Source organism: Streptomyces sp. cg36 (assembly GCF_041080675.1).
In the GTDB taxonomy this organism is placed as follows: domain Bacteria; phylum Actinomycetota; class Actinomycetes; order Streptomycetales; family Streptomycetaceae; genus Streptomyces.
Genome location: NZ_CP163520.1, coordinates 2,451,569 through 2,473,426 on the forward strand (window position 1 = coordinate 2,451,569; position 21,858 = coordinate 2,473,426).

A 21,858-nucleotide genomic window follows, 5' to 3' on the forward strand; every position below is an offset into this window, starting at 1 on the left:
CATGCTCGCATTAGCGGATGCCCGCCGACTCCTCCAGGTAGGCGAGCGCCGCGACCCCGTCCTCCGCGAAGAAGACCAGGTCAGTGAGGGGCAGCGGCAGGAAGCCCTCGGCGTCCATGCGTCGGAACTGCTCCTTGAGGCCGTCGTAGAACCCGGCGGTGTTCAGCAGGACCACCGGCTTGGTGTGCTTGCCGTGCTTCTTCAGCTCCAGGATCTCGGTGGCCTCGTCGAGCGTGCCGGTGCCGCCGACCATGATCACCACGGCGTCGGCCTTCTCCAGGAGCAGTGCCTTGCGCTCGGCGAGGTCCCTGGCGACGACCATCTCGTCGGCGTCCTGGCGGGCGGAGGCGGCGAGGAAGTCGACGGAGACCCCGACGAGCCGTCCGCCCGCCTCCTGCACGCCGTCGGCCACGACCTTCATCAGCCCGCTCTCCGAGCCGCCCCACACCAGCGTGTGGCCGCCCTTGCCGAGCAGCTCGGCGAACTCGCGGGCGGGCCGGGTGTAGCGGTCGTCGAGGTCGGCGGCGGAGAGGAAGACGCAGATGTTCATGGCTCAACAGTACGTCGGACGACCTCGGCCACTCGAACGGGTGAACAGTGTCCGGAACGGCGATTCGGGGGAACAACCGGCGGGCGACGGGCCGTTGAGCGGGCATGACGACGACGATGTACACCCTTCACGCCGAGCCCACCGGCGCCGCGACACCCCCGCCCGGCCCCCCGCCGCCGTACGACCCGGAGCACCGCGTCTCGGCCGAGGCCGCCGGTGAGGGCGCCCTCCGCGTGCGCGTGGTGTGGAACGGAGAGGTGCTCGCCGACAGCACCCGCCCACTGCTGGTGCACGAGGACGGTCTGCCTGACCGCTACTACCTCCCGCCCGAGGACGTCCGCACCGACCTGCTGACCGCGTCGGAGACCCGGACGACCTGCCCGTACAAGGGAGTTGCGGCGTACTGGTCGCTGCCGGACGCGCCGGACATAGCCTGGGCGTACCACGAGCCGCTGGCGGCCGTGGCCCTGATAAAGGACCACCTGTGCTTCATCGGCACGGTGGAGGTGACCGAGCCGGCCCGGACCGCCCAGCCTGCCCGGACCGCCTAGACCGGCGCCCCCGTGCGGCGCGTGGTGGTGGCGATGGTCGCCGAGCCCACCACCCGGGTGCCGTCGTAGAGCACGATGGCCTGGCCGGGTGCCACACCGCGCACCGGCTCGGCGAAGCCCACCACCAGCTCGTCGCCGACCGGCTCGGCCGTCACCGTCGTCTCGCCGCCGTGCGCCCGCAGCTGGGCGGTGTAGGTGCCGGACCCGGCCGGGGCCTCGCCGCACCAGCGGGGCTTGATGGCGGTCAGACCGGTGACGTCGAGGGCCTCCACGGGACCCACGGTGACCGTGTTGTTCACCGGGGAGATGTCCAGGACGTAGCGGGGCTTGCCGTCGGCCGCCGGGTGGCCGATGCGCAGTCCCTTGCGCTGGCCGATGGTGAAGCCGTAGGCACCCTCGTGGCTGCCGACCTTGGTGCCGGACTCGTCGACGATGTCGCCCTCGGCCTTGCCCAGGCGCTTGGCCAGGAAGCCCTGGGTGTCCCCGTCGGCGATGAAGCAGATGTCGTGGCTGTCCGGCTTCTTGGCGACGGCCAGCCCACGGCGCTCGGCCTCGGCCCGGATCTCGTCCTTGGTGGTGAGGGTGTCGCCGAGCGGGAACATGGCGTGCGCCAGCTGCTTCTCGTCGAGGACGCCCAGGACGTACGACTGGTCCTTGGCCATGTCGCTGGCGCGGTGGAGCTCGCGGCTGCCGTCCTCGTTCAGGACGACGGTGGCGTAGTGGCCGGTGCACACCGCGTCGAAGCCGAGGGCGAGCGCCTTGTCCAGCAGCGCGGCGAACTTGATCTTCTCGTTGCAGCGCAGGCACGGGTTGGGCGTGCGCCCCGCCTCGTACTCGGCGACGAAGTCCTCCACCACGTCCTCGCGGAAGCGCTCCGCCAGGTCCCAGACGTAGAAGGGGATGCCGATGACATCGGCGGCGCGGCGGGCGTCGCGGGAGTCCTCGATCGTGCAGCAGCCGCGCGCGCCGGTGCGGAAGGACTGCGGGTTCGCGGACAGGGCGAGGTGGACGCCGGTCACGTCGTGGCCCGCCTCGGCGGCGCGGGCGGCGGCGACGGCCGAGTCCACACCGCCGGACATGGCGGCGAGCACACGGAGGGGGCGCGGGGATGTCTTCGTCATAGCACCCACCAGGGTACGTGGCGCGGGCGCGGCGCGGCTCCCGAGCATCGGGGGCACCGGCCGCGCCCGGTCCGGGTCAGCTCAGTCCGGCCGTCCTGGCCCGTTCCACCGCCGGGCCGATCGCCTCGGCCACCGCGTCCACGTCCGCCCGCGTGGAGGTGTGGCCGAGCGAGAAGCGCAGGGTGCCCCGGGCGAGGTCGGGCGGGGTGCCGGTGGCGAGCAGGACGTGGCTGGGCTGGGCCACGCCCGCCGTGCACGCCGAGCCGGTGGAGCACTCGATGCCCTGGGCGTCCAGGAGCAGCAGGAGGGAGTCGCCCTCGCAGCCGGGGAAGGAGAAGTGGGCGTTGGCCGGGAGGCGACCGCCCGGGGCCGGGTCGCCGCCGAGGAGGGCGTCCGGGACGGCCTTGCGGACCTCGTCCACCAGGAGGTCGCGCAGGGCGCCGATGTCGCGGGCGAAGCCCTCGCGGCGTTCGGCGGCGAGGCGGCCCGCCACGGCGAAGGCGGCGATCGCGGGGACGTCGAGCGTGCCGGAGCGGACGTGCCGCTCCTGCCCGCCGCCGTGCAGCACGGGGACGGGGGTGTACTCACGGCCCAGCAGGAGCGCCCCGATGCCGTAGGGGCCGCCGACCTTGTGGCCGGAGACGGTCATCGCGGCGAGGCCCGAGGCGGCGAAGCCGACGTCGAGCTGGCCGACGGCCTGGACGGCGTCGGCGTGCAGCGGGATGCCGAACTCCTGGGCGACATCGGCCAGTTCCCGTACGGGCTGGACGGTGCCGATCTCGTTGTTGGCCCACATGACGGTGGCGAGCGCCACGTCGGAGGGGTCGCGGGCGATGGCCTCGCGCAGGGCGTCGGGGTGCACCCGGCCGTACGGGTCGACCGGGAGGTACTCCACGGTCGCGCCCTCGTGCTCGGCGAGCCAGTCGACCGCGTCGAGCACGGCGTGGTGCTCGACGGGGCTGGCGAGGACGCGGACGCGGCGCGGGTCGGCGTCACGGCGGGCCCAGTACAGGCCCTTGACGGCGAGGTTGTCGGCCTCGGTGCCGCCGGCCGTGAAGACGACTTCGCTGGGCCGCGCGCCGAGGGCCTCGGCGAGCTCCTCGCGGGCCTCCTCGGCGGTTCGGCGGGCCCGGCGTCCGGCGGCGTGCAGCGAGGACGCGTTGCCGGTGACGGCGAGCTGGGCGGTCATCGCCTGGACCGCCTCCGGGAGCATCGGGGTGGTCGCGGCGTGGTCGAGGTAAGCCATGGTGGGCCCGATTCTACGAGCCACCGGCATCGGCCCGGGGCCCCGAGTCCCCCGCAAGGCGTCCGTCGGCCAAGGGCGTCAGCCGTTGAGGCTCCAGGAGACCGTGCCGTCGGCCATCACCAGGGCGAGCAGGACGGCGAGGTCGGCGACGCCGAGCGCGATGCCGAGCCAGGCGCGGCCACGTCGGGCGGTGCCGTACCGCAGGGCGAGTCCGGCCAGCACGATGGCCATCGGACCGAGTACCACGTTCATGACCAGCAGGCCGAGCAGGCCGAGGACGAAGGCGGCGACGGCCATGCCGTCGGCGTCCTTGTCGCGGGTGCGGCGGCGGTCGAGTGCGAGTTGCATGGTCAGGCCCTCCGGTGCGAGGCGAGGCGTTCACGTACGGCGAAGACGACGAGCCAGACGCCGATGGCGGCGCCGGCGGCCAGGGTGACCGGGAGCGGGAGGTGCGCCGCTGAGCCCAGCACGACCCCCAGCAGGAGGAGGGCTGCGACGAGGAAAAGCATGGGGTGCCTCTCAAGTCGGTTTCAGAGTACGACTGTTCACTGACTCCTCAGTCTAGCCTTTTCAATTTGAGAGAACAGCTGTTTACTGAGTGGTATGAGCCACACTCTCGGCATCCGGCAGGCCCAGAAGCAGAAGACGCGCCAGGCGCTGCTCGACGCGGCGCTCGGGCTGCTTGAGCACCAGAGCCTGAGCAGCCTGGGACTCCGCGAGGTCACCCGGGCCGTGGGTGTCGCCCCCGCCGCCTTCTACCGGCACTTCAAGGACACGGCCGACCTGGGCGTGGCGCTGGTCGAGGAGGCGCTGGGCAGTCTGCACGGGACGATCCGGGCGGCGATCGTGACGACCGGCGGCAGCGACGAGCGGATCGACCGGGCGGTGGCGCTGATCGCCGCGCACGTACGGGCGCATCCGGCGCACGTCCGGTTCATCGCGCGGGAGCGGCACGGCGGGGTCGCGCCGGTGCGGGAGGCGATCGGCGTGCAGCTGCGCCGGTTCGCCGAGGAGGTGGCGGCGGCGCTGGGGGCGGATCCGGAGTCGCGCGGGTGGAGCGCGGAGGATCTGCTGATGCTGGCGGGGGTCTACGTCGACCACATGGTGATGACGGCGTCCGCGATCCTGGAGGCGGGGGCCGGGGGCGACGAGGAGGACGCCGCCGTCGCCGAGGAGGCCGTCGTCGCCGTCGCGCGGCGGCAGTTGCGGCTGATCACGCTGGGCCGCAGGCACTGGCTGGACTGAGGCCGGACCCGCGCCCGCGCGCCGCGCCGGGGCGCACGCGCGGCTCCCCGCGCCCCTGGCGGTCCAGGGACGCGGGGAGGGTACGGACCGTTACCGCTGCGCCCGGGCCAGCTGGCGGGACTGGGCCACCAGGCGGTCCGCGCTGTCCCAGACCTCGGCGTCCTCCTCCAGGAAGCCGCCGGCCAGGTTGCGGGTGGTGATGGCGACCCGCAGCGGGCCCGGCGCCGGGCGGCAGCGGATGTGCGCCGTGAGCTCGACGGTCGGGGTCCAGCCGGTCAGCCCCATCTCGAACGCGGTGGGCGGCAGCGCGTCCACCGCGAGCAGCAGCGAGTACGGGTCGGCGTCGCGGCCGTCGGCCAGGCCGAACCAGCCGCGCATCTCGCCCTTGCCGGACGGGGCGCCGACCGCCCAGCCGAGCGTGGTCGGGTCGAGCTTCAGCATCAGCCGGTCGGTGATCGCCGAGCTGCCCGGGATCGGGGCCGGGGCGTCGGACGGGCCCAGGCAGTGCTCGATCGGCGGGATGGCCGGGGGCTTGGCGGTGGTGCGGACGTCGTCCGGGAGCGCGTCGAGGTCCCCGTACGAGGCGAGGACGCGGATGCGCTCGACCTCGGCGCCGTTCTCGTCGTACTGGAAGAGGGACGCCTGGCCGGTGGAGAGGGTGCGGCCGGTGCGCACGCGCTGGGTGCGCACCACGGCGGGGCCGGGCGCGGACGGGGTGAGGTAGTGCGCGGTCACGCTGAACGGGTCGGCGTGCGGGAGCGCCTGTCCCAGCGCACGGCCGAGCAGGGCGAGCAGATAGCCGCCGTTGACGGCCTGGATGATCGTCCAGCCGGCCGAGAGGTGGGCGTCGTAGACGCCGTCTTCGTCTTCGCGCGGGATGACGGCGGTGTCGCGGTCGAACTCGCTGTCCCCGATCGTTGCCTGTGCCATGGCTCGTACGCTACACGCTTACGTTACTGAGCGGTAGCTTTTTTTCTCCGCACCCGGCCCACCGCACCGACCGCGCACACCGGCCCCTCGCGCCCGGTCCAGGGCGCCCGGTCCCTCGCGCCCGGCCGGCTCACCCCCGGGCGCACGCCCCCTACTCCTCCGCCGCCGCGCTGCGCCGGTTCCAGGCCCGGGGTGCCCGCCAGTGGAAGCGCATCGCGGCCAGTCGCAGGACGAACGCGGTGACCACGGCGAAGCCGCTGGTCACCGCGTTGAGGCAGTCGAAGCGGATGCACAGGACGACGATCGCGGCGCCGACGATCGCCGGGACCGCGTACAGGTCGCGGTCCCAGCGCAGCAGCGAGGGCACCTCGTTGGCCAGCACGTCGCGCAGCACACCGCCGCCGACCGCGGTGGCGAGGCCGAGCGCGGCCGACGAGGTGAGCCCGAGCCCGTAGTCGTACGCCTTGGTGGTGCCGGTGACGCAGAAGAGGCCGAGGCCGGCCGCGTCGAAGACGTTGACCGCCGTCTGGGTGCGCTCGACCTCCGGATGGAGGAAGAAGACCAGGACGGCGGCGAGGAGCGGGGTGAGGAAGTAGCCGAGATCGCTGAAGGCCGCGGGGGGCACCGCGCCGATGATCAGGTCCCGGAACAGCCCTCCGCCCAGTGCGGTGACCTCGGCCAGTACCGCGATGCCGAACACGTCGAAGTTCTTGCGTACGGCGAGCAGTGCGCCGGAGATCGCGAAGACGAAGATTCCGGCGAGGTCTAGCGCATGCTGGACGGAGGGACTGAACAGTTCGTGGAGCACCCGACATTTTTACCCCGGTCGAACACCTGCCGGGTGCACACACTCAGGACCAGGCGGGCTTGCCGGTCGTGTAGACCCAGGTCCGGAAGAAGTCCTCCAGCTGCTGGCCGGAGACCTTCTCGGCGAGCCGGATGAAGTCCGCCGTGTTCGCGTTCTGGTACCGGTGCAGCTTGGTCCAGGCGGGCAGCAGCTTGAAGAACGCGTCGTCGCCGATGCGCTCGCGCAGCGCCTGGAGGGTGAGCGCGCCGCGCCGGTAGACGGCGTTGACGAACATGGTGTCGCGCTGCGGGTCGGCCACCTGGGTCTGCCAGAAGGCGTCCGTGGCGGGCTTGCTGTTGTAGTAGGCGAGCGCCAGGTCGTGCGCGGTGCCCCGGCCCTTGTGCTCCTCCCACAGCCACTGCGCGTAGCTGGCGAAGCCCTCGTTGAGCCAGATGTCCTTCCACCGCGCCACCGAGACCGAGTCGCCGAACCACTGGTGGGCCAGCTCGTGGACGATGGTGGTCTCGTTGCGGACCGCCGAGTAGGCGGGCTTGGACTGCACTTCGAGGGAGAAGCCGGCCTGCGGCATGTCGTCGACGATCGCCCCGGTCTCCTCGAACGGGTACGGGCCGAACAGCTTGGACCAGTAGTCCGTGGCCTCGGCGGTCACCGCGTACACGTCCACCTGGTTCTGCCCCTGGAGGACCGGGTCGATCGCCACGTAGATCGGGGTGCCCGCCGGGGTCTTCCCGGTCTTCACGTCGAACTTGCCGATGGTGGCGGTGGCCAGATAGGTCGCCATCGGCCGGTTCTCGCGCCAGTGGAAGTAGGAGCGGTCGCCGCGGTCGTACGAGGAGACGAGGCGGCCGTTGGAGACTCCGGTCAGGCCCTTGGGAGCGTCGATGCGTATGTCGTAGGTGGCCTTGTCGGAGGGGTGGTCGCTGGAGGGGAACCACGTGGAGGCGGCGTTCGGTTCGCAGGCGACGAACACGCCGTCCTTGGTCTTCATCCATCCGTAGTCGGAGCCGAAGACTATGGGTCCGGTCATCGCCACGGGAACCCCGCCGTAGACGACGGTGACCTCGAACTCGGTTCCCTTGCGCAGTTTGTGATGGGGCGTCACCACGAGCTCGTCGCCGTTGCGGGTGAAGTCGGCCGGTCTGCCGTCGACCCGGACCGAGTCGACCGTGAGCTTCTGCAGATCGAGGTCGAAGCTGGTCAGCGTCTGGGTGGCGCGGGCGGTGACGGTGGTGCGCCCGTCGAGCCGTCCGGAGTCCGGGTTGTAGGAGACGCCGAGGTCGTAGTGGAGGGCGTCGAAGCCGCCGTTGCCGAGGTCGGGGAAGTAGGGGTCGCCGATGCCGGGGGCGCCCGGCGAACCGCCGCCGGGTGCGGCGGCGATGGTGAAGGCCGAAGCCGCCGCGGTGGCGAGGGCGAGCAGCCGCGAGGTGCGACGTGCCGAACGGGAGAGTGCCATGGGTCTGCCCTTCGAACGCGTTTCCGTGGGTACGGACACGCAGACTCTGCACTCTCCCGTTTCGGCGTGAACATGACTTTGCCGAACCGTCATGCGTTACTTGTCGGTTGACTCCTGAACGGCGGCGTCCGGTCCGGATTCACCGGCGGTGTCCGCGTCCGCGGTGGCCACCGGCTCGGCCGCCCCGTCCCCGGAAGCGGCCCCTCCGGCCGCCTGCACCGCCTCGGCCTGCGGCTCCGCCGCCTCCGCCGCGTCGGCCCCGGCCGCTTCGGCCGGTGCGCCCTTGGCCACCGAGACCAGCTCGGCCGACTCCCGCGCCTGCGGCAGGACCGCCTCGCCGGGCGCCTGGTCGGGCGCGTTCTCCGGGTGGTGGCAGGCCACCTGGTGGCCGGTCTTCAACGCGATGAGCGGCGGCTCCTGCGTCTTGCAGACCTCCGTGGCCTTCCAGCACCGGGTGTGGAAGCGGCAGCCGCTCGGCGGCGAGATGGGCGACGGCACATCGCCCTTGAGCAGGATCCGCTCGCTCTTGACGCCCTTGCGCTTGGGGTCCGGCACCGGCACGGCCGACAGCAGCGCCTTGGTGTACGGGTGCATGGGCGCCGAGTACAGCGACTTGCGGTCGGCGAGCTCCACGATCTTGCCCAGGTACATCACCGCGATCCGGTCCGAGACGTGCCGGATCACCGACAGGTCGTGGGCGATGATCACATAGGTGAGACCGAGCTCGGTCTGCAGGTCGTCGAGGAGGTTGACGACCTGCGCCTGGATCGACACGTCGAGCGCGGAGACCGGCTCGTCCGCCACGACCAGCTTCGGGTTGAGCGCGAGCGCGCGGGCGATGCCGATGCGCTGGCGCTGGCCGCCGGAGAACTCGTGCGGATAGCGGTTGTAGTGCTCGGGGTTGAGGCCCACCAGCGCCATCAGCCGCTGGACCTCCTTCTTCACTCCGCCCTCGGGCGTGACGCCCTGGAGCCGGAACGGGGTGGAGACGATCCCGCCGATGGTGTGGCGCGGGTTCAGCGAGCCGTACGGGTCCTGGAAGATCATCTGCATGTCGCGGCGGAGCGGACGCATCTGCCCGGCCGACATGTGGGTGATGTCGTTGCCCTCGAACTCGACCTTGCCGCCGGTCGGTTCGAGCAGCCGGGTGACCAGCCGGCCCATCGTCGACTTGCCGCAGCCCGACTCGCCGACGACACCGAGGGTCTCGCCCGCCCGGACGTCGAAGGAGACGCCGTCGACCGCCTTGACCGCGCCGGTCTGCCGCCCGAACAGCCCCTTCTTGATGGGGAAGTGCTTGACCAGCCCCTCCACCTTCAGGAGCGGCTCGGGCATGGCGGCCGACTGCTCCGGGATCGCCTTCTCAGTGCCCTCGGTGCCCTTGGCGGGCGTCTTCTCGCTCACAGCTTCGGCGCAATCTCTTCGGTCCAGATACGGGTCCGCTCCTCCTGCGACATGTGGCAGGCCGAGAAGTGGCCCTCGGCGCCGTCCCACTGCTGGAGTTCGGGACGCACGGTGCGCGTGACGTTGTCCTTGGGCACGTCCGCGTACGGGCAGCGCGGGTTGAAGGCACAGCCGGACGGCACGTTGATCAGCGACGGCGGCTGGCCCTTGACGGGGATCAGCCGGTCCGTCTCCTCCCGGTCGATGCGCGGCATCGAACCGAGCAGGCCCCAGGTGTAGGGGTGCTGGGGCTCGTAGAAGACCTGCTCGGACGGGCCGCGCTCGACGCACCGGCCGCCGTACATCACCAGGAGGTTGTCCGCCATCTCCGCGACCACGCCCAGATCGTGCGTGATCATGATGACGGCGGAGCCGAACTCCTTCTGCAGGTCCCGGATCAGGTCCAGGATCTGCGCCTGGACGGTGACGTCCAGGGCGGTGGTCGGCTCGTCCGCGATCAGCAGCTCCGGGTTGTTGACCAGCGCCATCGCGATCATCGCGCGCTGGCGCATGCCGCCGGAGAACTCGTGCGGATAGGAGTCGACGCGCTTGCCGGGCTCGGGGATGCCGACCCGGTCGAGCATCTCGATCGCCCGGGTGCGGGCGACCTTCTTGGCGACCTGGTGGTGGGCCCGGTACGCCTCCACGATCTGCGCGCCCACCGTGTAGTAGGGGTGCATCGCGGAGAGCGGGTCCTGGAAGATCATCGCCATCTTCCGGCCGCGCAGCTTGCGCACGTGGTCGGGGTCGGCGCCGATCAGCTCCTCGCCGTCCAGCCACACCTCGCCGGAGATCTTGGCGTTGGCGCTGCGGTGCAGCCCCATCAGCCCGAGCGAGGTCACCGACTTGCCGGAGCCGGACTCGCCCACGATGCCGAGGGTCTGGCCGGGCTTGATGTCGAAGCTGACGCCGTCGACGGACTTGACCAGGCCGTCGTCGGTGTCGAAGTGGATGCGCAGGTCCCGTACGGACAGGAAGGCGTCCCCGGCGTCGGCGGGGCGCTCGGTCACCGGCTCGCCGACGGCCGCGCCGGTCTTGTTCAGGTCGCTCACGAGAGCCTCACCCTGGGGTCGATCGCGGCGTACACCAGGTCCACCAGCAGATTGCAGAGAACGATGAAGAAGGCGGCGACCAGGGTCACGCCCATGACGACCGGGAGGTCGTTGTTGCGGACGCCGTCGACGGCGTAGAAGCCGAGGCCCTGGAAGGAGAAGACCTGCTCGGTGATGACCGCGCCGCCGACGAGCAGACCGAAGTCCATGCCGAAGATGGTGACGATCGGGGTGAGCGCGGCGCGCAGGCCGTGCTTGCCGACCACGGTCCGCTCCCGCAGGCCCTTGGCCCGGGCGGTGCGGATGTAGTCCTCCCCCATGGTCTCCAGCATTCCGGCCCGGGTGAGCCGGGCGTAGAGCGCGGAGTAGAGGAAGGCGAGGCTGCACCAGGGGATCAGGAGGTTCCAGGCCCAGTCGGCCGGATTGTCCGTGAACGCCACGTAGTTGACCCCGGACCACACCGGCCACTGGACCGTGAACAGGCCCAGGAACAGCATGCCGGTGAAGAAGATCGGGAGGGAGACGCCGGCGAGGGCGACACCCATGAAGAACCGGTCCAGGAGCGAACCCCGCTTGAGGGCGGAGACCACGCCCACCGCGACACCGGAGACCAGCCAGATGACGGCCGCACCGATGGCGAGCGAGAAGGTGACCGGGATGCGCTCGGTCAGCTGCGGCCAGACCTCGACGTGGTTCTTGAACGAGTAGCCGAAGCAGGGGGCGTGGCAGACCGAGGCGTCGGGACCGAACTTGTAGGTCGCGCCGACGAAGATCTGCTTGAGGAAGTGCCAGTACTGCTCGTAGAGCGGTTGATCGAACCCGAGGTTCTTCTTCACCGCGGCGATCGCACTGGCATTGGCGTCCTTGCCCACGTACTGGGCGGCCAGCTGGTCCATCGTCTGGCCGGCGAGCCGGGGCACCAGGAAGTAAATCGCGAAGGTGACCGCGCTGACGATCAGCAGCAGGAGCACCGCGCCGAAAACGCGTCGGATGATGTACGCAGCCACAGCTGTCCGGCAACCGGCGCCCGCCCGGCCGGGGGTCTCCCGACCCGGCGGGCACCGGTGCCTTCACCTGCCTTTCAAAGAAACTCGGGGGTTCAACCGCTACTTACTTGGAGGAACCCATCAGCAGGTAGTCGTACATACCGAGGTACGCCTGGGTGACGGTGACGTTGGTGGCCGACGTCGGGCGGAACAGCAGGTTCTTGCGGTAGATCAGCGGCACGGCGGAGGCGTTCTCGGCGACCATCTTGTCGATGTCGCCCCACGCCTTCTCACGGGCGGCCTTGTCCGTGTTGGCGATGGCGTCGTTCAGCGCCTTGTTGATCGCCGGGTCGTTCAGCTCCTGGACGTTGTTGCCACCGGACGGCTTGATGGCCGAGCCGTTGATGATCTGGTCCAGGAAGCCGAAGCCGGTCGGCCAGTCGGCACCCCACGCGGTCATGATCATGCCGAGCTTGTGGTCGTGCACGTACTGCGGGTTGCCCGCGAAGTTCTGGAAGTACTTGCCCGCCGGGAAGGACTTGATCTCGGCGTTGATGTTGAGCTTCTTCAGCGACGCCTGGACCGCGGTGGCCATGGCCATCTCGGACGGGCGGTCGGAGCGGGCCGTCAGGTTGGTCGAGAACCCGTTCGGCTGGTTGCACTGCTTGAGCTCGTCCTTGGCCTTGGCCAGGTCGCCCTTGTCGCCGTCGGTCTGGTACAGGTTGAACTTGCTGTAGCCGTTGACGGTCGGCGGCAGCAGCGTCGAGGCGACGTCACCCTTGGGCGCGCCACCCGCGGCGGCCTGGATCGACGCCTTGTCGATGCCCCACTGGACGGCCTTGCGGCAGTGGACGTTGTCGAACGGGGCGACGTTGACGTTCAGACCGATGTACGAGGTCGCGCCGGCGTACGAACCGTCCGTCTGCGACTTGTACTTGGGGCTGGTCAGGACCTTCGGCTGGGTCTGCGGCGAGACACCGGTGCCGGCCGCGTCGACCGTCAGGTTGTCCGCGAGCAGGTCGTTGTCGACGGTGACCGCGTTGACCTTGAACCGGATGCTGATCTTGTCCGGCAGGGCCGGGCGGTTCGGGTCGGTCTTCGGGTCCCACTGCGCGTTGCGGACGAGGGTCGCGCCCTTGCCCTCCTCGTACGACTCGAACTTGTACGGGCCGGAGGAGACGATGTGCTGCACGTACGCCGCGCCCTTGTCCTTCGCCTGCGGCACCGGGGCCGTCTGCGAGAAGGTCGCGAGGTAGTCGAAGTCCGCGAAGGCGTCCTTCAGCTTGAAGACGATGGTGTTGTCGTCCGGGGTCTCGATCGACGCGATGCCGCTCGGGTTCTTGTCCTTGTACGGACCCTGGTACTTGTCGCCGCCCACCAGGTGCGACTTGAAGTAGGTCGGGCCGTTGGACAGCGCCTCGGGGGCGAAGTTCGAACGCTCGACGGCGTACTTGACGTCCTTCGAGGTGATCGGCGTGCCGTCCTCGAACTTCAGACCCTTCTTCAGGGTGTACGTCCAGGTCTTCGCGTCGGGGCTGGCCTTGCCCAGCGACTCCGCGAGGTCCGGGACCACGGTCAGGCCGTCCTTGCCGGCGGCCGGCTTGAACGTGGTGAGCGTACGGCCGTACAGGCGGGAGAAGTTCTGCACCCAGCCGTAGTACGTGTTGCCCGGGTCCAGCGAGTCCGGCACGTCCGACATCGCGTAGGTGGCCGTGCCACCCTTCTTGTCGGACTTGTTCACGATCTGGCTGAGCGCGGCGTCGGTGACCGACTTACCGCCCTTGCCGCCGTCGCCCTTGTCGTCCTTGGAGTCGTTGCACGCGGTGGCCCCCAGCGTCAGCGCCACGGCGGTAGCGATCAGAACGGTCGCTTTTCTCGTCTTCACCTGAGGAATGCCCCCTCTATGGATGGTTGCGGCAGGAGTGGTACGGATGTGGCAGGTGCCGCGTGCTTACTTGCCTCGCGGGTCGAGGGCGTCTCGCAGCCCGTCGCCCAGCAGGTTGAACGCCAGGACCGTGATGAAGATCGCCAGGCCCGGCACGATCATGTACTGCGGGTCCGCCTCGTAGAGGTCGGTCGCGGTGGTGAGCATTCCGCCCCACGACGCCTGCGGCGGCGAGATGCCGACGCCCAGGAAGCTGAGTCCCGCCTCGAAGAGGATGTTCGTGGGGATCAGGAGCGTGGCGTAGACCAGGATCGGTGCGACCAGGTTCGGCAGGAGCTCCCGGACCAGGATGAACGGGCCGCGGGCGCCCAGGCTCTTGGCCGCCTCCACGAACTCGCGTTCGCGCAGGCTGAGCGTCTGGGCCCGGACGATGCGCCCCATGTACGGCCAGCTGAAGAAGCCGATCACGAAGATCAGCACGCTGATCCGCAGGGGCAGCCCGGTCAGTCCGAACGCCCCGTCCTGGAGGGACGCGGAGATCGAGATGGCGAACAGCAGGAGCGGGAACGCCAGGAAGACGTCCATCGCCCGGCTGATCAGGGTGTCCGCCCAGCCGCCGTAGAAGCCTGCGGTGACGCCCATGATCACGCCGATGACCACGGAGAGCAGGGTGGCGCCGCCCGCGACGAGCAGCGAGACCCAGGAGCCCTCGATGATCCGGGACAGGATGTCGCGCCCGTACTGCGGGTCGACACCCAGCGGGTGTTCCCAACTCATGCCGCCCCAGGAGCCCTTGGGGGCCAGCAGGGCCGGGTCGATCAGATCCTGGTGGAACTCGTTCGGATCCATCCCGAACGCCCACTGGATGGGCTTGGAGAGAACGGCGAGCAGGATGAGCAGGACGACGACGACGCCACCGGCGACCGCGAGCTTGTCGCGCTTGAAGCGCGTCCAGGCGATCTGTCCGAGCGAACGGCCCTCGATCTGGCTCTGCTTGGCCCCCGTGAGTACTGCCTCCGGCGGCACCTCGGCAGCCGATCCGGTGGTCTCTAGCGGTGCGGTCACAGTGCCTCTGACCCCTCCCGGCCGGCGGTTGGCCAGCCCGTACCAGCCGCTGTGGCGGCTTGTTCCATCAGGTGGTGCGGTGATCTGCGACGGGCCGACGGGCCCTTGTTAGCCGGGAGTCTTCAACGCGTTCGCGATCACCCGCCAGACCTGACGGTGAATGGTTGCCTAAACGTGATGCGGTCAGCGAACTTCCGTTATCCGGACGGTGTGATCGCCTGAGCGGATCACTTGCGCATCAATCGACCAGATCGGTCATGTCGCCCAACTGCCTTTATAGGGAGTGGTTTTGGCGTGGGCGCGGGCGCGCGTGCGGGCGCGGGTACGGCGGGGAAGGGGTGTCAGTAGGCGCGCGGGGCGGCCGGGGGGTAGCCGTAGCCGCCGGCCGGGGCGACCGGAGCGGCGTGCGCCTCGCGGTCGTAAAACGGACGTCCCCGGGCGCGCAGCCACATTCCGACCGGGTCGTATTCGTCGGACATGGCCACCGTGGACACCGCGAGCCCGTCCGGCACCGCGCCCACGGACTGCTGCATCATCGCGCGTACCGAGTCCACGGCCTGGCGTCCGGTGTCGTAGAGGTCCAGACCGATGGCCAGATACGCCACCCCGACGGCGGGCTGCACCCAGGCGCGGCGCAGCGCGCGGACGGCCGGGGTGCGGTGCGCGTGCTGCGCGAGCAGGGCGTAGAACTGCGGGATGTCCAGGGCGGGTTCGCTGATCCGCAGCGGTCCCGCGGGCATCCGCTCCAGGCCGGTGGCGATCCGGCGCAGATCCGGCCAGGGGATGCCGACGCCGCCGCCGGGGGCGTGCGGATTCAGCCAGATCCCATAGCGGTCCGGGTAGAGGGCACGGGCGATGTCACGGCCGGTGACGACCTCGGAGGAGCGGTTCCAGCCGCTGGCGGCGAGCTCCTGGGGCGAGGTCGCGCAGGGCGCGTAGCAGACGCCGTCGACCTCCATGTTCCCGTACTGGGCGTCCGGGGCGCCGGGGCGGCCGTGCCAGAGCAGCATCCAGAGCCGTCCGGCCGAGGGGTCGGCGAGGGCGTGCAGCAGTCCCTCGTACGCGTCGTAGCGTCCGGGGGCCACCTGGCGCAGCATGTGCTCGACCTGCCCGGCCGCCGCGGTGCCTGACGCACTCACCCTGGGTCCCGCCCCTCTTCGGTCCCCCGCGCCGCCGGTGCACAGGCGTGCGGCCGTGGGGGTGTACGGATTATGAAACCAGCTTATGCGGGCGCACCCCGGGGTGGCCCGGTGCGCGCCCCACCTACTGGGGGGCGGCGCGCGTGTAGAAGGGGCGCACGCGGTCGCGCATCCAGTCGCCCACCGGGTCCTGCGCCACGTCCAGCAGCACCAGGTTGACCGGCCAGGGCACGGCGGCCCGCCCCAGCGCGCGGCCCAGCGCCTCCATGGGCGCGTTGCGCCCGGCCCCGTCCCAGGTGGAGAACTCCACGCCGACGAAGAGCGTCGGGGTGTCCCCCTCGATGGAGGCGAGCGCGCGGCGGGCGGTGCGCACCACGCCGGTGGCGTCGAACTCGGCGGCGGCGGCGGTCAGGAAGTCGACGGGGTCGTCCTGCCAGTCCGGCTCGTACAGCCGCACCCGGGCGCCGGTGGCGGGCCCGTCCAGCGCGGTCCGCCCGGTGCGGCACAGCTGGGCCACGGCGGGCGGCGGCAGCGGTACGCCGACGGCGCCCTCGGGGTTCAGCGCGATGCCCAGCTGCGGCGGCAGCCCGCGGGCGAACTCCACGGCGGGCGCGACCGCGAACGACATGTGCGGGCCGACGCACTGGAGGAACTGCTGCTCGGAGCTGTAGACGGGGACGTAGGGCGCGCCCTCGATCTCCATCGTGGGCAGGTCCAGGTCACGGCTGTCGCGACCGCCGCCGTTGGGCAGCGGGACCCAGACCGGGTTGCGGCCGAGTACCTCTATCAGGCGAGGGCCCGCCGTCGGGTTGCCCAGGGCCGCGGCCAGGGCCTCCTCCAGCTCGTTGCCGGGCCAGCCGCCGCCGCCGTGCGGATGCGGGAATTCCATGTGCCGTCCTTCTGACCGCGGACCGTCGGTGACTTGTCGCGCGGTCCCCCGCGCCCCGTACGAAACCTTAGCGCCGGGGGCCGCCCGGCCCGAAGGCGATCCTCGCCACTTCGCGCGCCGCCTCCCGGTCGAGCAGCACCGCCGAGGCCACGCCCCGGGGCAGCCGCCCCCCGGCCACCGCGTCGACCAGCCGGGGCACGGCCCTGGCATGGCGGGCGAAGGCGTACGCGGAGACCTTGCGGCCCCGGGCCACCTGGCCGGCCAGCGCGGTCTCGGGCGACACGTCCAGCAGCACCAGATGGAGGGCCCGCCCGCCCCGGGCCGCCCGCCGGGCCAGCGACCAGCGCACCCAGGAGTGGGTGCCGCAGTCGTGCACGACCAGGCCCTCGCCCGCCCGCAGCGCCCGGTGCATCCGCAGGAAGTGGGCGATGCGGGCCACCGGCCGGTACAGCGCGTAGGGGACTCCCGGCAGCCGTGCCTCCCAGGCCCGGCGGGTGTCCTGGGAGTCGATGCCGAGGCCGGGCGCGGCCTGGCGCAGCAGCGTCGTCTTGCCGCTGCCGGGCAGCCCGGAGACCACCACCACGTCCCCCTCGGCGAACCGCAGGGTGCGGGGCGTGCGGCGCCCGCGCCCGCGCAGGTCCCGCACCACCGCGGCGGCGCCGTGCGCGGCGCGGTCCCGCTGGGCGGGCACCGCTCCGCCGAGCGCCGCCGTCCGCTGTTCGTGAACCGTCATGGGTCCTCCCCCTGTCGGGTCGTGCGACCCTTCCCCAATGCGCGTAAAGAGATGGTAATGAGACCTGAGTGATGTGACGTTCCGGAGATGCGTGCAATGATGTGCGCGCCAACTGCATACCGGCCGCTTGAATCCACGCGGGAGAGTCCTCGGTCAGTTCCGAGGCGCCGAAGGAGCAAGTCCCTCCCTTGAATCTCTCAGGCCCCGTACCGCGTGGATGAGGCAGATCTGAAAAGCGGGTCGCGTTCCGTAGGGGCGGCCCCACCCAAGGTGCAAGCCAGGACCCCGACGTGCGTCCGGCGAACCTCTCAGGTTCCGATGACAGATGGGGAGGATCGTCCTCGCCGTCATGCCCTGGGAGCCACATCCTCATGAGCAACGCCCCCCGTCTCACCGCCCTCGACGCGCTGCACCGTTCGCTGGGCGCGACCATGACCGACTTCGCCGGCTGGGACATGCCGCTGCGGTACGGCAGCGAGCGCGACGAGCACACCGCCGTCCGCACCCGGGCCGGCCTCTTCGACCTCTCCCACATGGGCGAGATCACGGTCACCGGCCCGCAGGCCGTGCAGGCGCTGGACTACGCGCTGGTCGGCAACATGAGCACCATCGGCGTCGGCCGCGCCCGCTACACCATGATCTGCCAGGAGGACGGCGGCATCGTGGACGACCTGATCGTCTACCGCCTCGGCGAGCACGAGTACATGGTCGTCGCCAACGCCGGGAACGCCCAGGTGGTGCTGGACGCGATCACCGAGCGCGCCGCCGCCTTCGACGCCGAGGTCCGCGACGACCGCGACGACTACGCGCTGCTCGCCATCCAGGGCCCCGAGTCCCCGGCCGTCCTGGCCTCGCTCACCGACGCCGACCTGGACGGCCTGAAGTACTACGCGGGCCTGCCCGGCACCGTGGCCGGCGTCCCGGCACTGATCGCCCGGACGGGCTACACCGGCGAGGACGGCTTCGAGCTCTTCGTGGCCCCGGCCGACGCGGAGAAGCTGTGGCGGGCGCTCACCGACGCGGGCCGGGACGCGGGCCTGGTGCCGTGCGGCCTGTCCTGCCGCGACACCCTGCGCCTGGAGGCGGGCATGCCGCTGTACGGGCACGAGCTGACCACCGCGCTCACCCCGTTCGACGCGGGGCTCGGCCGGGTGGTGAAGTTCGAGAAGGAGGGGGACTTCGTGGGCCGCGCCGCCCTGGAGGCCGCCGCCGAGCGCGCCGCCGCCAAGGCCCCGCGCAAGCTGGTCGGTCTGATCGCCGAGGGCCGCCGGGTGCCGCGCGCCGGGTTCTCCGTCGTCGCGGACGGCCAGGTCGTCGGCGAGGTGACCTCGGGCGCCCCGTCCGTCACCCTCGGCAAGCCGATCGCCATGGCGTACGTGGACGCCGCCCACGCCGCACCGGGCACCTCCGGCGTCGGCGTCGACATTCGCGGTACGCATGAGGCGTACGAGGTGGTGGCGCTGCCGTTCTACAAGCGCCAGAAGTGACCCCTCGCACACGCTCCGCATCACTTCCTTGTTCACCACCACTCCCCCTCGTACAGGAGAATTCAGGTCATGAGCAACCCCCAGCAGCTGCGCTACAGCAAGGAGCACGAGTGGCTGTCGGGCGCCGAGGACGGCGTCTCGACGGTCGGCATCACGGAGCACGCGGCCAACGCGCTCGGTGACGTCGTGTTCGTCCAGCTCCCGGAGGTCGGTGACACGGTGACCGCGGGCGAGACCTGCGGCGAGCTGGAGTCGACCAAGTCGGTCAGCGACCTCTACTCCCCCGTGACCGGCGAGGTCGTCGCGGCCAACCAGGACGTCGTCGACGACCCGTCGCTGGTGAACTCCGCCCCGTTCGAGGGCGGCTGGCTGTTCAAGGTGCGCGTCTCGGACGAGCCGGGCGACCTGCTCTCCGCCGACGAGTACACCGCGTTCGCAGGCAGCTGACCCCGGCGTAAGGACTGATATTCCGATGTCGCTTCTGAACACCCCCCTCCATGAGCTGGACCCGGACGTCGCCGCCGCCGTCGACGCCGAGCTCCACCGCCAGCAGTCCACCCTCGAAATGATCGCCTCGGAGAACTTCGCTCCGGTCGCGGTCATGGAGGCCCAGGGCACGGTCCTCACCAACAAGTACGCCGAGGGCTACCCGGGACGCCGCTACTACGGCGGCTGCGAGCACGTGGACGTGACCGAGCAGATCGCGATCGACCGGGTCAAGGACCTGTTCGGCGCGGAGTACGCCAACGTCCAGCCGCACTCCGGCGCCTCCGCCAACCAGGCCGCCCTGTTCGCGATCGCCCAGCCCGGCGACACGATCCTCGGCCTGGACCTGGCGCACGGCGGCCACCTCACCCACGGCATGCGGCTGAACTTCTCCGGCAAGCAGTTCAACGTGGTCCCGTACCACGTCGACGCGGCCGGTCTGGTCGACATGGCCGAGGTCGAGCGGCTGGCCAAGGAGCACCGCCCCAAGGTCATCATCGCGGGCTGGTCCGCCTACCCGCGCCAGCTGGACTTCGCCGAGTTCCGCCGCATCGCGGACGAGGTCGAGGCGCTGCTGTGGGTCGACATGGCGCACTTCGCGGGTCTGGTGGCGGCCGGGCTGCACCCGAACCCGGTGCCGTTCGCCGACGTGGTCACCTCCACCACGCACAAGACGCTGGGCGGCCCGCGCGGCGGCATCATCCTCTCCCGCGACACGGCCTTCGCCAAGAAGCTGAACTCCGCGGTCTTCCCCGGCTTCCAGGGCGGCCCGCTGGAGCACGTGATCGCGGCCAAGGCGGTCTCCTTCAAGGTGGCGGCCTCGGAGGAGTTCAAGGAGCGCCAGCAGCGCACCCTGGACGGCGCCCGGATCCTGGCCGAGCGCCTGGTCCAGGACGACGTCACCGCGCACGGCGTCGCGGTCCTGTCCGGCGGCACGGACGTGCACCTGGTCCTGGTGGACCTGCGCGACTCCGAGCTCGACGGCCAGCAGGCCGAGGACCGCCTCCACGAGGTCGGCATCACGGTCAACCGCAACGCCGTCCCGAACGACCCGCGGCCCCCGATGGTCACCTCGGGCCTGCGGATCGGCACCCCGGCGCTGGCCACCCGCGGTTTCGGCGAGGACGACTTCCGTGAGGTCGCCGACATCATCGCCGAGACGCTGAAGCCGGACTTCGACAAGGCCGGCCTGGCCGCCCGGGTCTCGGCCCTGGCCGCCAAGCACCCGCTGTACCCCGGCCTGAAGTAGTTTCGTACCCTTTTATTCGTACGAACCTTCGGGGCACCGCGCACACTGGACACTGGACAGTGAGCACGGTGCCCCGAACCCTTGCACCGCCCGCTCGACCTGCTCGCTCTGCACCACCCCGGCAGACAACGGCGTCTACCCCCACCTAGGAGTCCTCCCGTGGCCATCTCGGTCTTCGACCTGTTCTCGATCGGCATCGGCCCGTCCAGCTCCCACACGGTCGGCCCGATGCGCGCTGCCCGGATGTTCGCGCGCCGTCTGAAGAACGAGGGCCTGCTGGCCCACACCGCCTCGATACGGGCCGAGCTGTACGGCTCGCTGGGCGCCACCGGCCACGGCCACGGCACCCCCAAGGCGGTCCTGCTGGGCCTGGAGGGCAACTCGCCCCGCACGGTCGACGTGGAGAGCGCCGACGAGCAGGTGGAGCGGATCAAGGCGGACGGGCGGATCAACCTGCTCGGGGCCCACGAGATCCCCTTCGACTTCGACGAGGACCTCGTCCTGCACCGCCGCAAGGCGCTGCCCTACCACGCCAACGGGATGACGATCTTCGCGTACGACAGCGAGGGCGCCCTGGTCCTGGAGAAGACGTACTACTCGGTCGGCGGCGGCTTCGTCGTCGACGAGGACGCGGTCGCGGGCGAGAACCCGATCGTGCCCGACGACACCGTACTGAAGTACCCCTTCCGCACCGGTGACGAGCTGCTGCGCCTGGCGCGCGAGACCGGCCTGTCGATCTCCGCGCTGATGCTGGAGAACGAGAAGGCGTGGCGGACCGAGGACGAGATCCGCGCGGGCCTGCTGGAGATCTGGCGCGTCATGCAGGCGTGCGTCTCGCGCGGCATGTCCCGCGAGGGCATCCTGCCGGGCGGCCTCAAGGTCCGCCGCCGCGCCGCCACCACCGCCCGCCAGCTGCGCGCCGAGGGCAACCCGGACGCGCACGCCATGGAGTGGGCGACGCTGTACGCGATGGCGGTCAACGAGGAGAACGCGGCGGGCGGCCGGGTCGTCACCGCGCCCACCAACGGCGCCGCGGGCATCATCCCGGCCGTGCTGCACTACTACATGAACTTCGTGCCCGGCGCCGACGACGAGGGCGTGGTCCGCTTCCTGCTGGCCGCGGGCGCCATCGGCATGCTCTTCAAGGAGAACGCCTCGATCTCCGGCGCCGAGGTCGGCTGCCAGGGCGAGGTCGGCTCGGCCTGCTCGATGGCCGCGGGCGCCCTGGCCGAGGTCCTCGGCGGCACCCCGGAGCAGGTGGAGAACGCCGCGGAGATCGGCATGGAGCACAACCTGGGCCTGACCTGCGACCCGGTCGGCGGCCTGGTCCAGATCCCGTGCATCGAGCGCAATGGCATGGCGTCCGTGAAGGCCGTCACCGCCGCCAAGATGGCGATGCGCGGCGACGGCAGCCACAAGGTCTCCCTGGACAAGGTCATCAAGACCATGAAGGAGACCGGCGCGGACATGTCCGTGAAGTACAAGGAGACCGCGCGGGGCGGTCTGGCGGTCAACATCATCGAGTGCTGAGCGGCCGGAC

At 70.9% G+C, this 21,858-nt stretch carries 22 protein-coding genes and 1 riboswitch; of the genes, 6 read left to right on the plus strand and 16 right to left on the minus strand.

From position 1 onward, the window contains the following. Positions 1 to 10 precede the first annotated feature (10 nt). On the minus strand, positions 11 to 550 hold the full coding sequence (locus AB5J87_RS10795) for a TIGR00730 family Rossman fold protein (RefSeq protein WP_369376170.1): 540 nt from the start codon (positions 548 to 550) through the stop codon (positions 11 to 13). A gap of 233 nt (positions 551 to 783) precedes the next feature. Here AB5J87_RS10795 and AB5J87_RS10800 point away from each other — a divergent pair, with 233 nt between their 5' ends. Then, the gene (locus tag AB5J87_RS10800) at positions 784 to 1,101 is read left to right on the plus strand and encodes a DUF427 domain-containing protein (RefSeq protein ID WP_369383461.1); all 318 of its coding nucleotides are present in this window, start codon (positions 784 to 786) and stop codon (positions 1,099 to 1,101) included. Here AB5J87_RS10800 and mnmA read toward each other — a convergent pair. From mnmA to AB5J87_RS10820, 4 genes are all read right to left on the minus strand, one after another. Further along, positions 1,098 to 2,222, minus strand: coding sequence for a tRNA 2-thiouridine(34) synthase MnmA (gene mnmA, locus AB5J87_RS10805; RefSeq protein WP_369376171.1), 1,125 nt, complete (start codon positions 2,220 to 2,222; stop codon positions 1,098 to 1,100). The two genes, AB5J87_RS10800 and mnmA, sit on opposite strands and share 4 nt — an antisense overlap. A gap of 76 nt (positions 2,223 to 2,298) precedes the next feature. Further along, on the minus strand, positions 2,299 to 3,468 hold the full coding sequence (locus AB5J87_RS10810) for a cysteine desulfurase family protein (protein ID WP_369376173.1): 1,170 nt from the start codon (positions 3,466 to 3,468) through the stop codon (positions 2,299 to 2,301). A 78-nt stretch (positions 3,469 to 3,546) separates the two neighbouring features. Further along, positions 3,547 to 3,816 carry a DUF4190 domain-containing protein gene (locus AB5J87_RS10815; protein ID WP_369376174.1) on the minus strand — a complete coding sequence of 90 codons (270 nt, stop codon included), beginning with the start codon at positions 3,814 to 3,816 and terminating at the stop codon, positions 3,547 to 3,549. A gap of 2 nt (positions 3,817 to 3,818) precedes the next feature. Next, entirely contained in the window at positions 3,819 to 3,977 is a 159-nt protein-coding gene (locus tag AB5J87_RS10820) for a hypothetical protein (RefSeq protein ID WP_369376175.1), read from the minus strand. A 94-nt stretch (positions 3,978 to 4,071) separates the two neighbouring features. Here AB5J87_RS10820 and AB5J87_RS10825 point away from each other — a divergent pair, with 94 nt between their 5' ends. After that, complete coding sequence (locus AB5J87_RS10825) at positions 4,072 to 4,713, plus strand: TetR family transcriptional regulator (protein ID WP_369376177.1); 642 nt, start codon at positions 4,072 to 4,074, stop codon at positions 4,711 to 4,713. A 90-nt stretch (positions 4,714 to 4,803) separates the two neighbouring features. Here the strand turns inward: AB5J87_RS10825 and AB5J87_RS10830 are convergent, their stop codons facing one another. The 11 genes from AB5J87_RS10830 to AB5J87_RS10880 form a co-directional block, all read right to left on the minus strand. Next, positions 4,804 to 5,643 carry a thioesterase family protein gene (locus AB5J87_RS10830; RefSeq protein WP_369376178.1) on the minus strand — a complete coding sequence of 280 codons (840 nt, stop codon included), beginning with the start codon at positions 5,641 to 5,643 and terminating at the stop codon, positions 4,804 to 4,806. Positions 5,644 to 5,794: 151 nt separating this feature from the next. Then, positions 5,795 to 6,451, minus strand: coding sequence for a trimeric intracellular cation channel family protein (locus AB5J87_RS10835; RefSeq protein WP_369376179.1), 657 nt, complete (start codon positions 6,449 to 6,451; stop codon positions 5,795 to 5,797). Positions 6,452 to 6,494: 43 nt separating this feature from the next. After that, entirely contained in the window at positions 6,495 to 7,904 is a 1,410-nt protein-coding gene (locus tag AB5J87_RS10840; protein ID WP_369376180.1) for a M1 family metallopeptidase, read from the minus strand. Positions 7,905 to 8,000: 96 nt separating this feature from the next. After that, positions 8,001 to 9,239 carry an ABC transporter ATP-binding protein gene (locus AB5J87_RS10845; protein WP_369383463.1) on the minus strand — a complete coding sequence of 413 codons (1,239 nt, stop codon included), beginning with the start codon at positions 9,237 to 9,239 and terminating at the stop codon, positions 8,001 to 8,003. 65 nt (positions 9,240 to 9,304) lie between these two features. Next, complete coding sequence (locus AB5J87_RS10850; RefSeq protein WP_369376181.1) at positions 9,305 to 10,399, minus strand: ABC transporter ATP-binding protein; 1,095 nt, start codon at positions 10,397 to 10,399, stop codon at positions 9,305 to 9,307. Further along, on the minus strand, positions 10,396 to 11,406 hold the full coding sequence (locus AB5J87_RS10855) for an ABC transporter permease (RefSeq protein WP_369376182.1): 1,011 nt from the start codon (positions 11,404 to 11,406) through the stop codon (positions 10,396 to 10,398). The genes AB5J87_RS10850 and AB5J87_RS10855 overlap by 4 nt, the downstream gene beginning before the upstream one ends. Positions 11,407 to 11,509: 103 nt before the next feature. Then, positions 11,510 to 13,270: an ABC transporter substrate-binding protein gene (locus AB5J87_RS10860; protein ID WP_369376183.1), complete on the minus strand. Its 1,761-nt coding sequence runs from the start codon at positions 13,268 to 13,270 to the stop codon at positions 11,510 to 11,512. Between the two features lie 66 nt (positions 13,271 to 13,336). Continuing rightward, positions 13,337 to 14,335, minus strand: coding sequence for an ABC transporter permease (locus tag AB5J87_RS10865; protein ID WP_369376184.1), 999 nt, complete (start codon positions 14,333 to 14,335; stop codon positions 13,337 to 13,339). Between the two features lie 341 nt (positions 14,336 to 14,676). Further along, complete coding sequence (locus AB5J87_RS10870) at positions 14,677 to 15,474, minus strand: enhanced serine sensitivity protein SseB C-terminal domain-containing protein (RefSeq protein ID WP_369376185.1); 798 nt, start codon at positions 15,472 to 15,474, stop codon at positions 14,677 to 14,679. Positions 15,475 to 15,598: 124 nt separating this feature from the next. Next, the gene (locus AB5J87_RS10875) at positions 15,599 to 16,363 is read right to left on the minus strand and encodes an enhanced serine sensitivity protein SseB (RefSeq protein WP_369376186.1); all 765 of its coding nucleotides are present in this window, start codon (positions 16,361 to 16,363) and stop codon (positions 15,599 to 15,601) included. 67 nt (positions 16,364 to 16,430) lie between these two features. Further along, positions 16,431 to 17,096 (minus strand): AAA family ATPase, encoded by a 666-nt coding sequence (locus tag AB5J87_RS10880; protein ID WP_369376188.1) that lies wholly within the window; start codon positions 17,094 to 17,096, stop codon positions 16,431 to 16,433. A 128-nt stretch (positions 17,097 to 17,224) separates the two neighbouring features. Then, positions 17,225 to 17,318: riboswitch (glycine riboswitch) on the plus strand. Between the two features lie 149 nt (positions 17,319 to 17,467). Here AB5J87_RS10880 and gcvT point away from each other — a divergent pair. The 4 genes from gcvT to AB5J87_RS10900 all read left to right on the plus strand — a co-directional run bounded on the left by gcvT (position 17,468) and on the right by AB5J87_RS10900 (position 21,848). Further along, a complete protein-coding gene (gcvT, locus tag AB5J87_RS10885) occupies positions 17,468 to 18,583 on the plus strand; it encodes a glycine cleavage system aminomethyltransferase GcvT (protein ID WP_369376189.1) in 1,116 nt (371 codons plus the stop codon). A 69-nt stretch (positions 18,584 to 18,652) separates the two neighbouring features. Next, complete coding sequence (gene gcvH, locus AB5J87_RS10890; RefSeq protein WP_369376190.1) at positions 18,653 to 19,030, plus strand: glycine cleavage system protein GcvH; 378 nt, start codon at positions 18,653 to 18,655, stop codon at positions 19,028 to 19,030. Between the two features lie 25 nt (positions 19,031 to 19,055). Further along, complete coding sequence (glyA, locus tag AB5J87_RS10895; RefSeq protein WP_369376192.1) at positions 19,056 to 20,318, plus strand: serine hydroxymethyltransferase; 1,263 nt, start codon at positions 19,056 to 19,058, stop codon at positions 20,316 to 20,318. Between the two features lie 159 nt (positions 20,319 to 20,477). Next, on the plus strand, positions 20,478 to 21,848 hold the full coding sequence (locus AB5J87_RS10900; RefSeq protein WP_369376193.1) for an L-serine ammonia-lyase: 1,371 nt from the start codon (positions 20,478 to 20,480) through the stop codon (positions 21,846 to 21,848). The last annotated feature ends 10 nt before the right edge of the window (positions 21,849 to 21,858 follow it).

What these genes read in the sequence shown, in the direction of transcription:
- AB5J87_RS10795 (WP_369376170.1), bottom strand. Translation starts at nt 550, where the DNA reads ATGAACATCTGCGTCTTCCTCTCCGCCGCCGACCTCGACGACCGCTAC.
- mnmA (WP_369376171.1), bottom strand. Translation starts at nt 2,222, where the DNA reads ATGACGAAGACATCCCCGCGCCCCCTCCGTGTGCTCGCCGCCATGTCC.
- AB5J87_RS10810 (WP_369376173.1), bottom strand. Translation starts at nt 3,468, where the DNA reads ATGGCTTACCTCGACCACGCCGCGACCACCCCGATGCTCCCGGAGGCG.
- AB5J87_RS10815 (WP_369376174.1), bottom strand. Translation starts at nt 3,816, where the DNA reads ATGCAACTCGCACTCGACCGCCGCCGCACCCGCGACAAGGACGCCGAC.
- AB5J87_RS10820 (WP_369376175.1), bottom strand. Translation starts at nt 3,977, where the DNA reads ATGCTTTTCCTCGTCGCAGCCCTCCTCCTGCTGGGGGTCGTGCTGGGC.
- AB5J87_RS10825 (WP_369376177.1), top strand. Translation starts at nt 4,072, where the DNA reads ATGAGCCACACTCTCGGCATCCGGCAGGCCCAGAAGCAGAAGACGCGC.
- AB5J87_RS10830 (WP_369376178.1), bottom strand. Translation starts at nt 5,643, where the DNA reads ATGGCACAGGCAACGATCGGGGACAGCGAGTTCGACCGCGACACCGCC.
- AB5J87_RS10840 (WP_369376180.1), bottom strand. Translation starts at nt 7,904, where the DNA reads ATGGCACTCTCCCGTTCGGCACGTCGCACCTCGCGGCTGCTCGCCCTC.
- AB5J87_RS10845 (WP_369383463.1), bottom strand. Translation starts at nt 9,239, where the DNA reads ATGCCCGAGCCGCTCCTGAAGGTGGAGGGGCTGGTCAAGCACTTCCCC.
- AB5J87_RS10875 (WP_369376186.1), bottom strand. Translation starts at nt 16,363, where the DNA reads ATGGAATTCCCGCATCCGCACGGCGGCGGCGGCTGGCCCGGCAACGAG.
- AB5J87_RS10880 (WP_369376188.1), bottom strand. Translation starts at nt 17,096, where the DNA reads ATGACGGTTCACGAACAGCGGACGGCGGCGCTCGGCGGAGCGGTGCCC.
- gcvT (WP_369376189.1), top strand. Translation starts at nt 17,468, where the DNA reads ATGAGCAACGCCCCCCGTCTCACCGCCCTCGACGCGCTGCACCGTTCG.
- gcvH (WP_369376190.1), top strand. Translation starts at nt 18,653, where the DNA reads ATGAGCAACCCCCAGCAGCTGCGCTACAGCAAGGAGCACGAGTGGCTG.
- glyA (WP_369376192.1), top strand. Translation starts at nt 19,056, where the DNA reads ATGTCGCTTCTGAACACCCCCCTCCATGAGCTGGACCCGGACGTCGCC.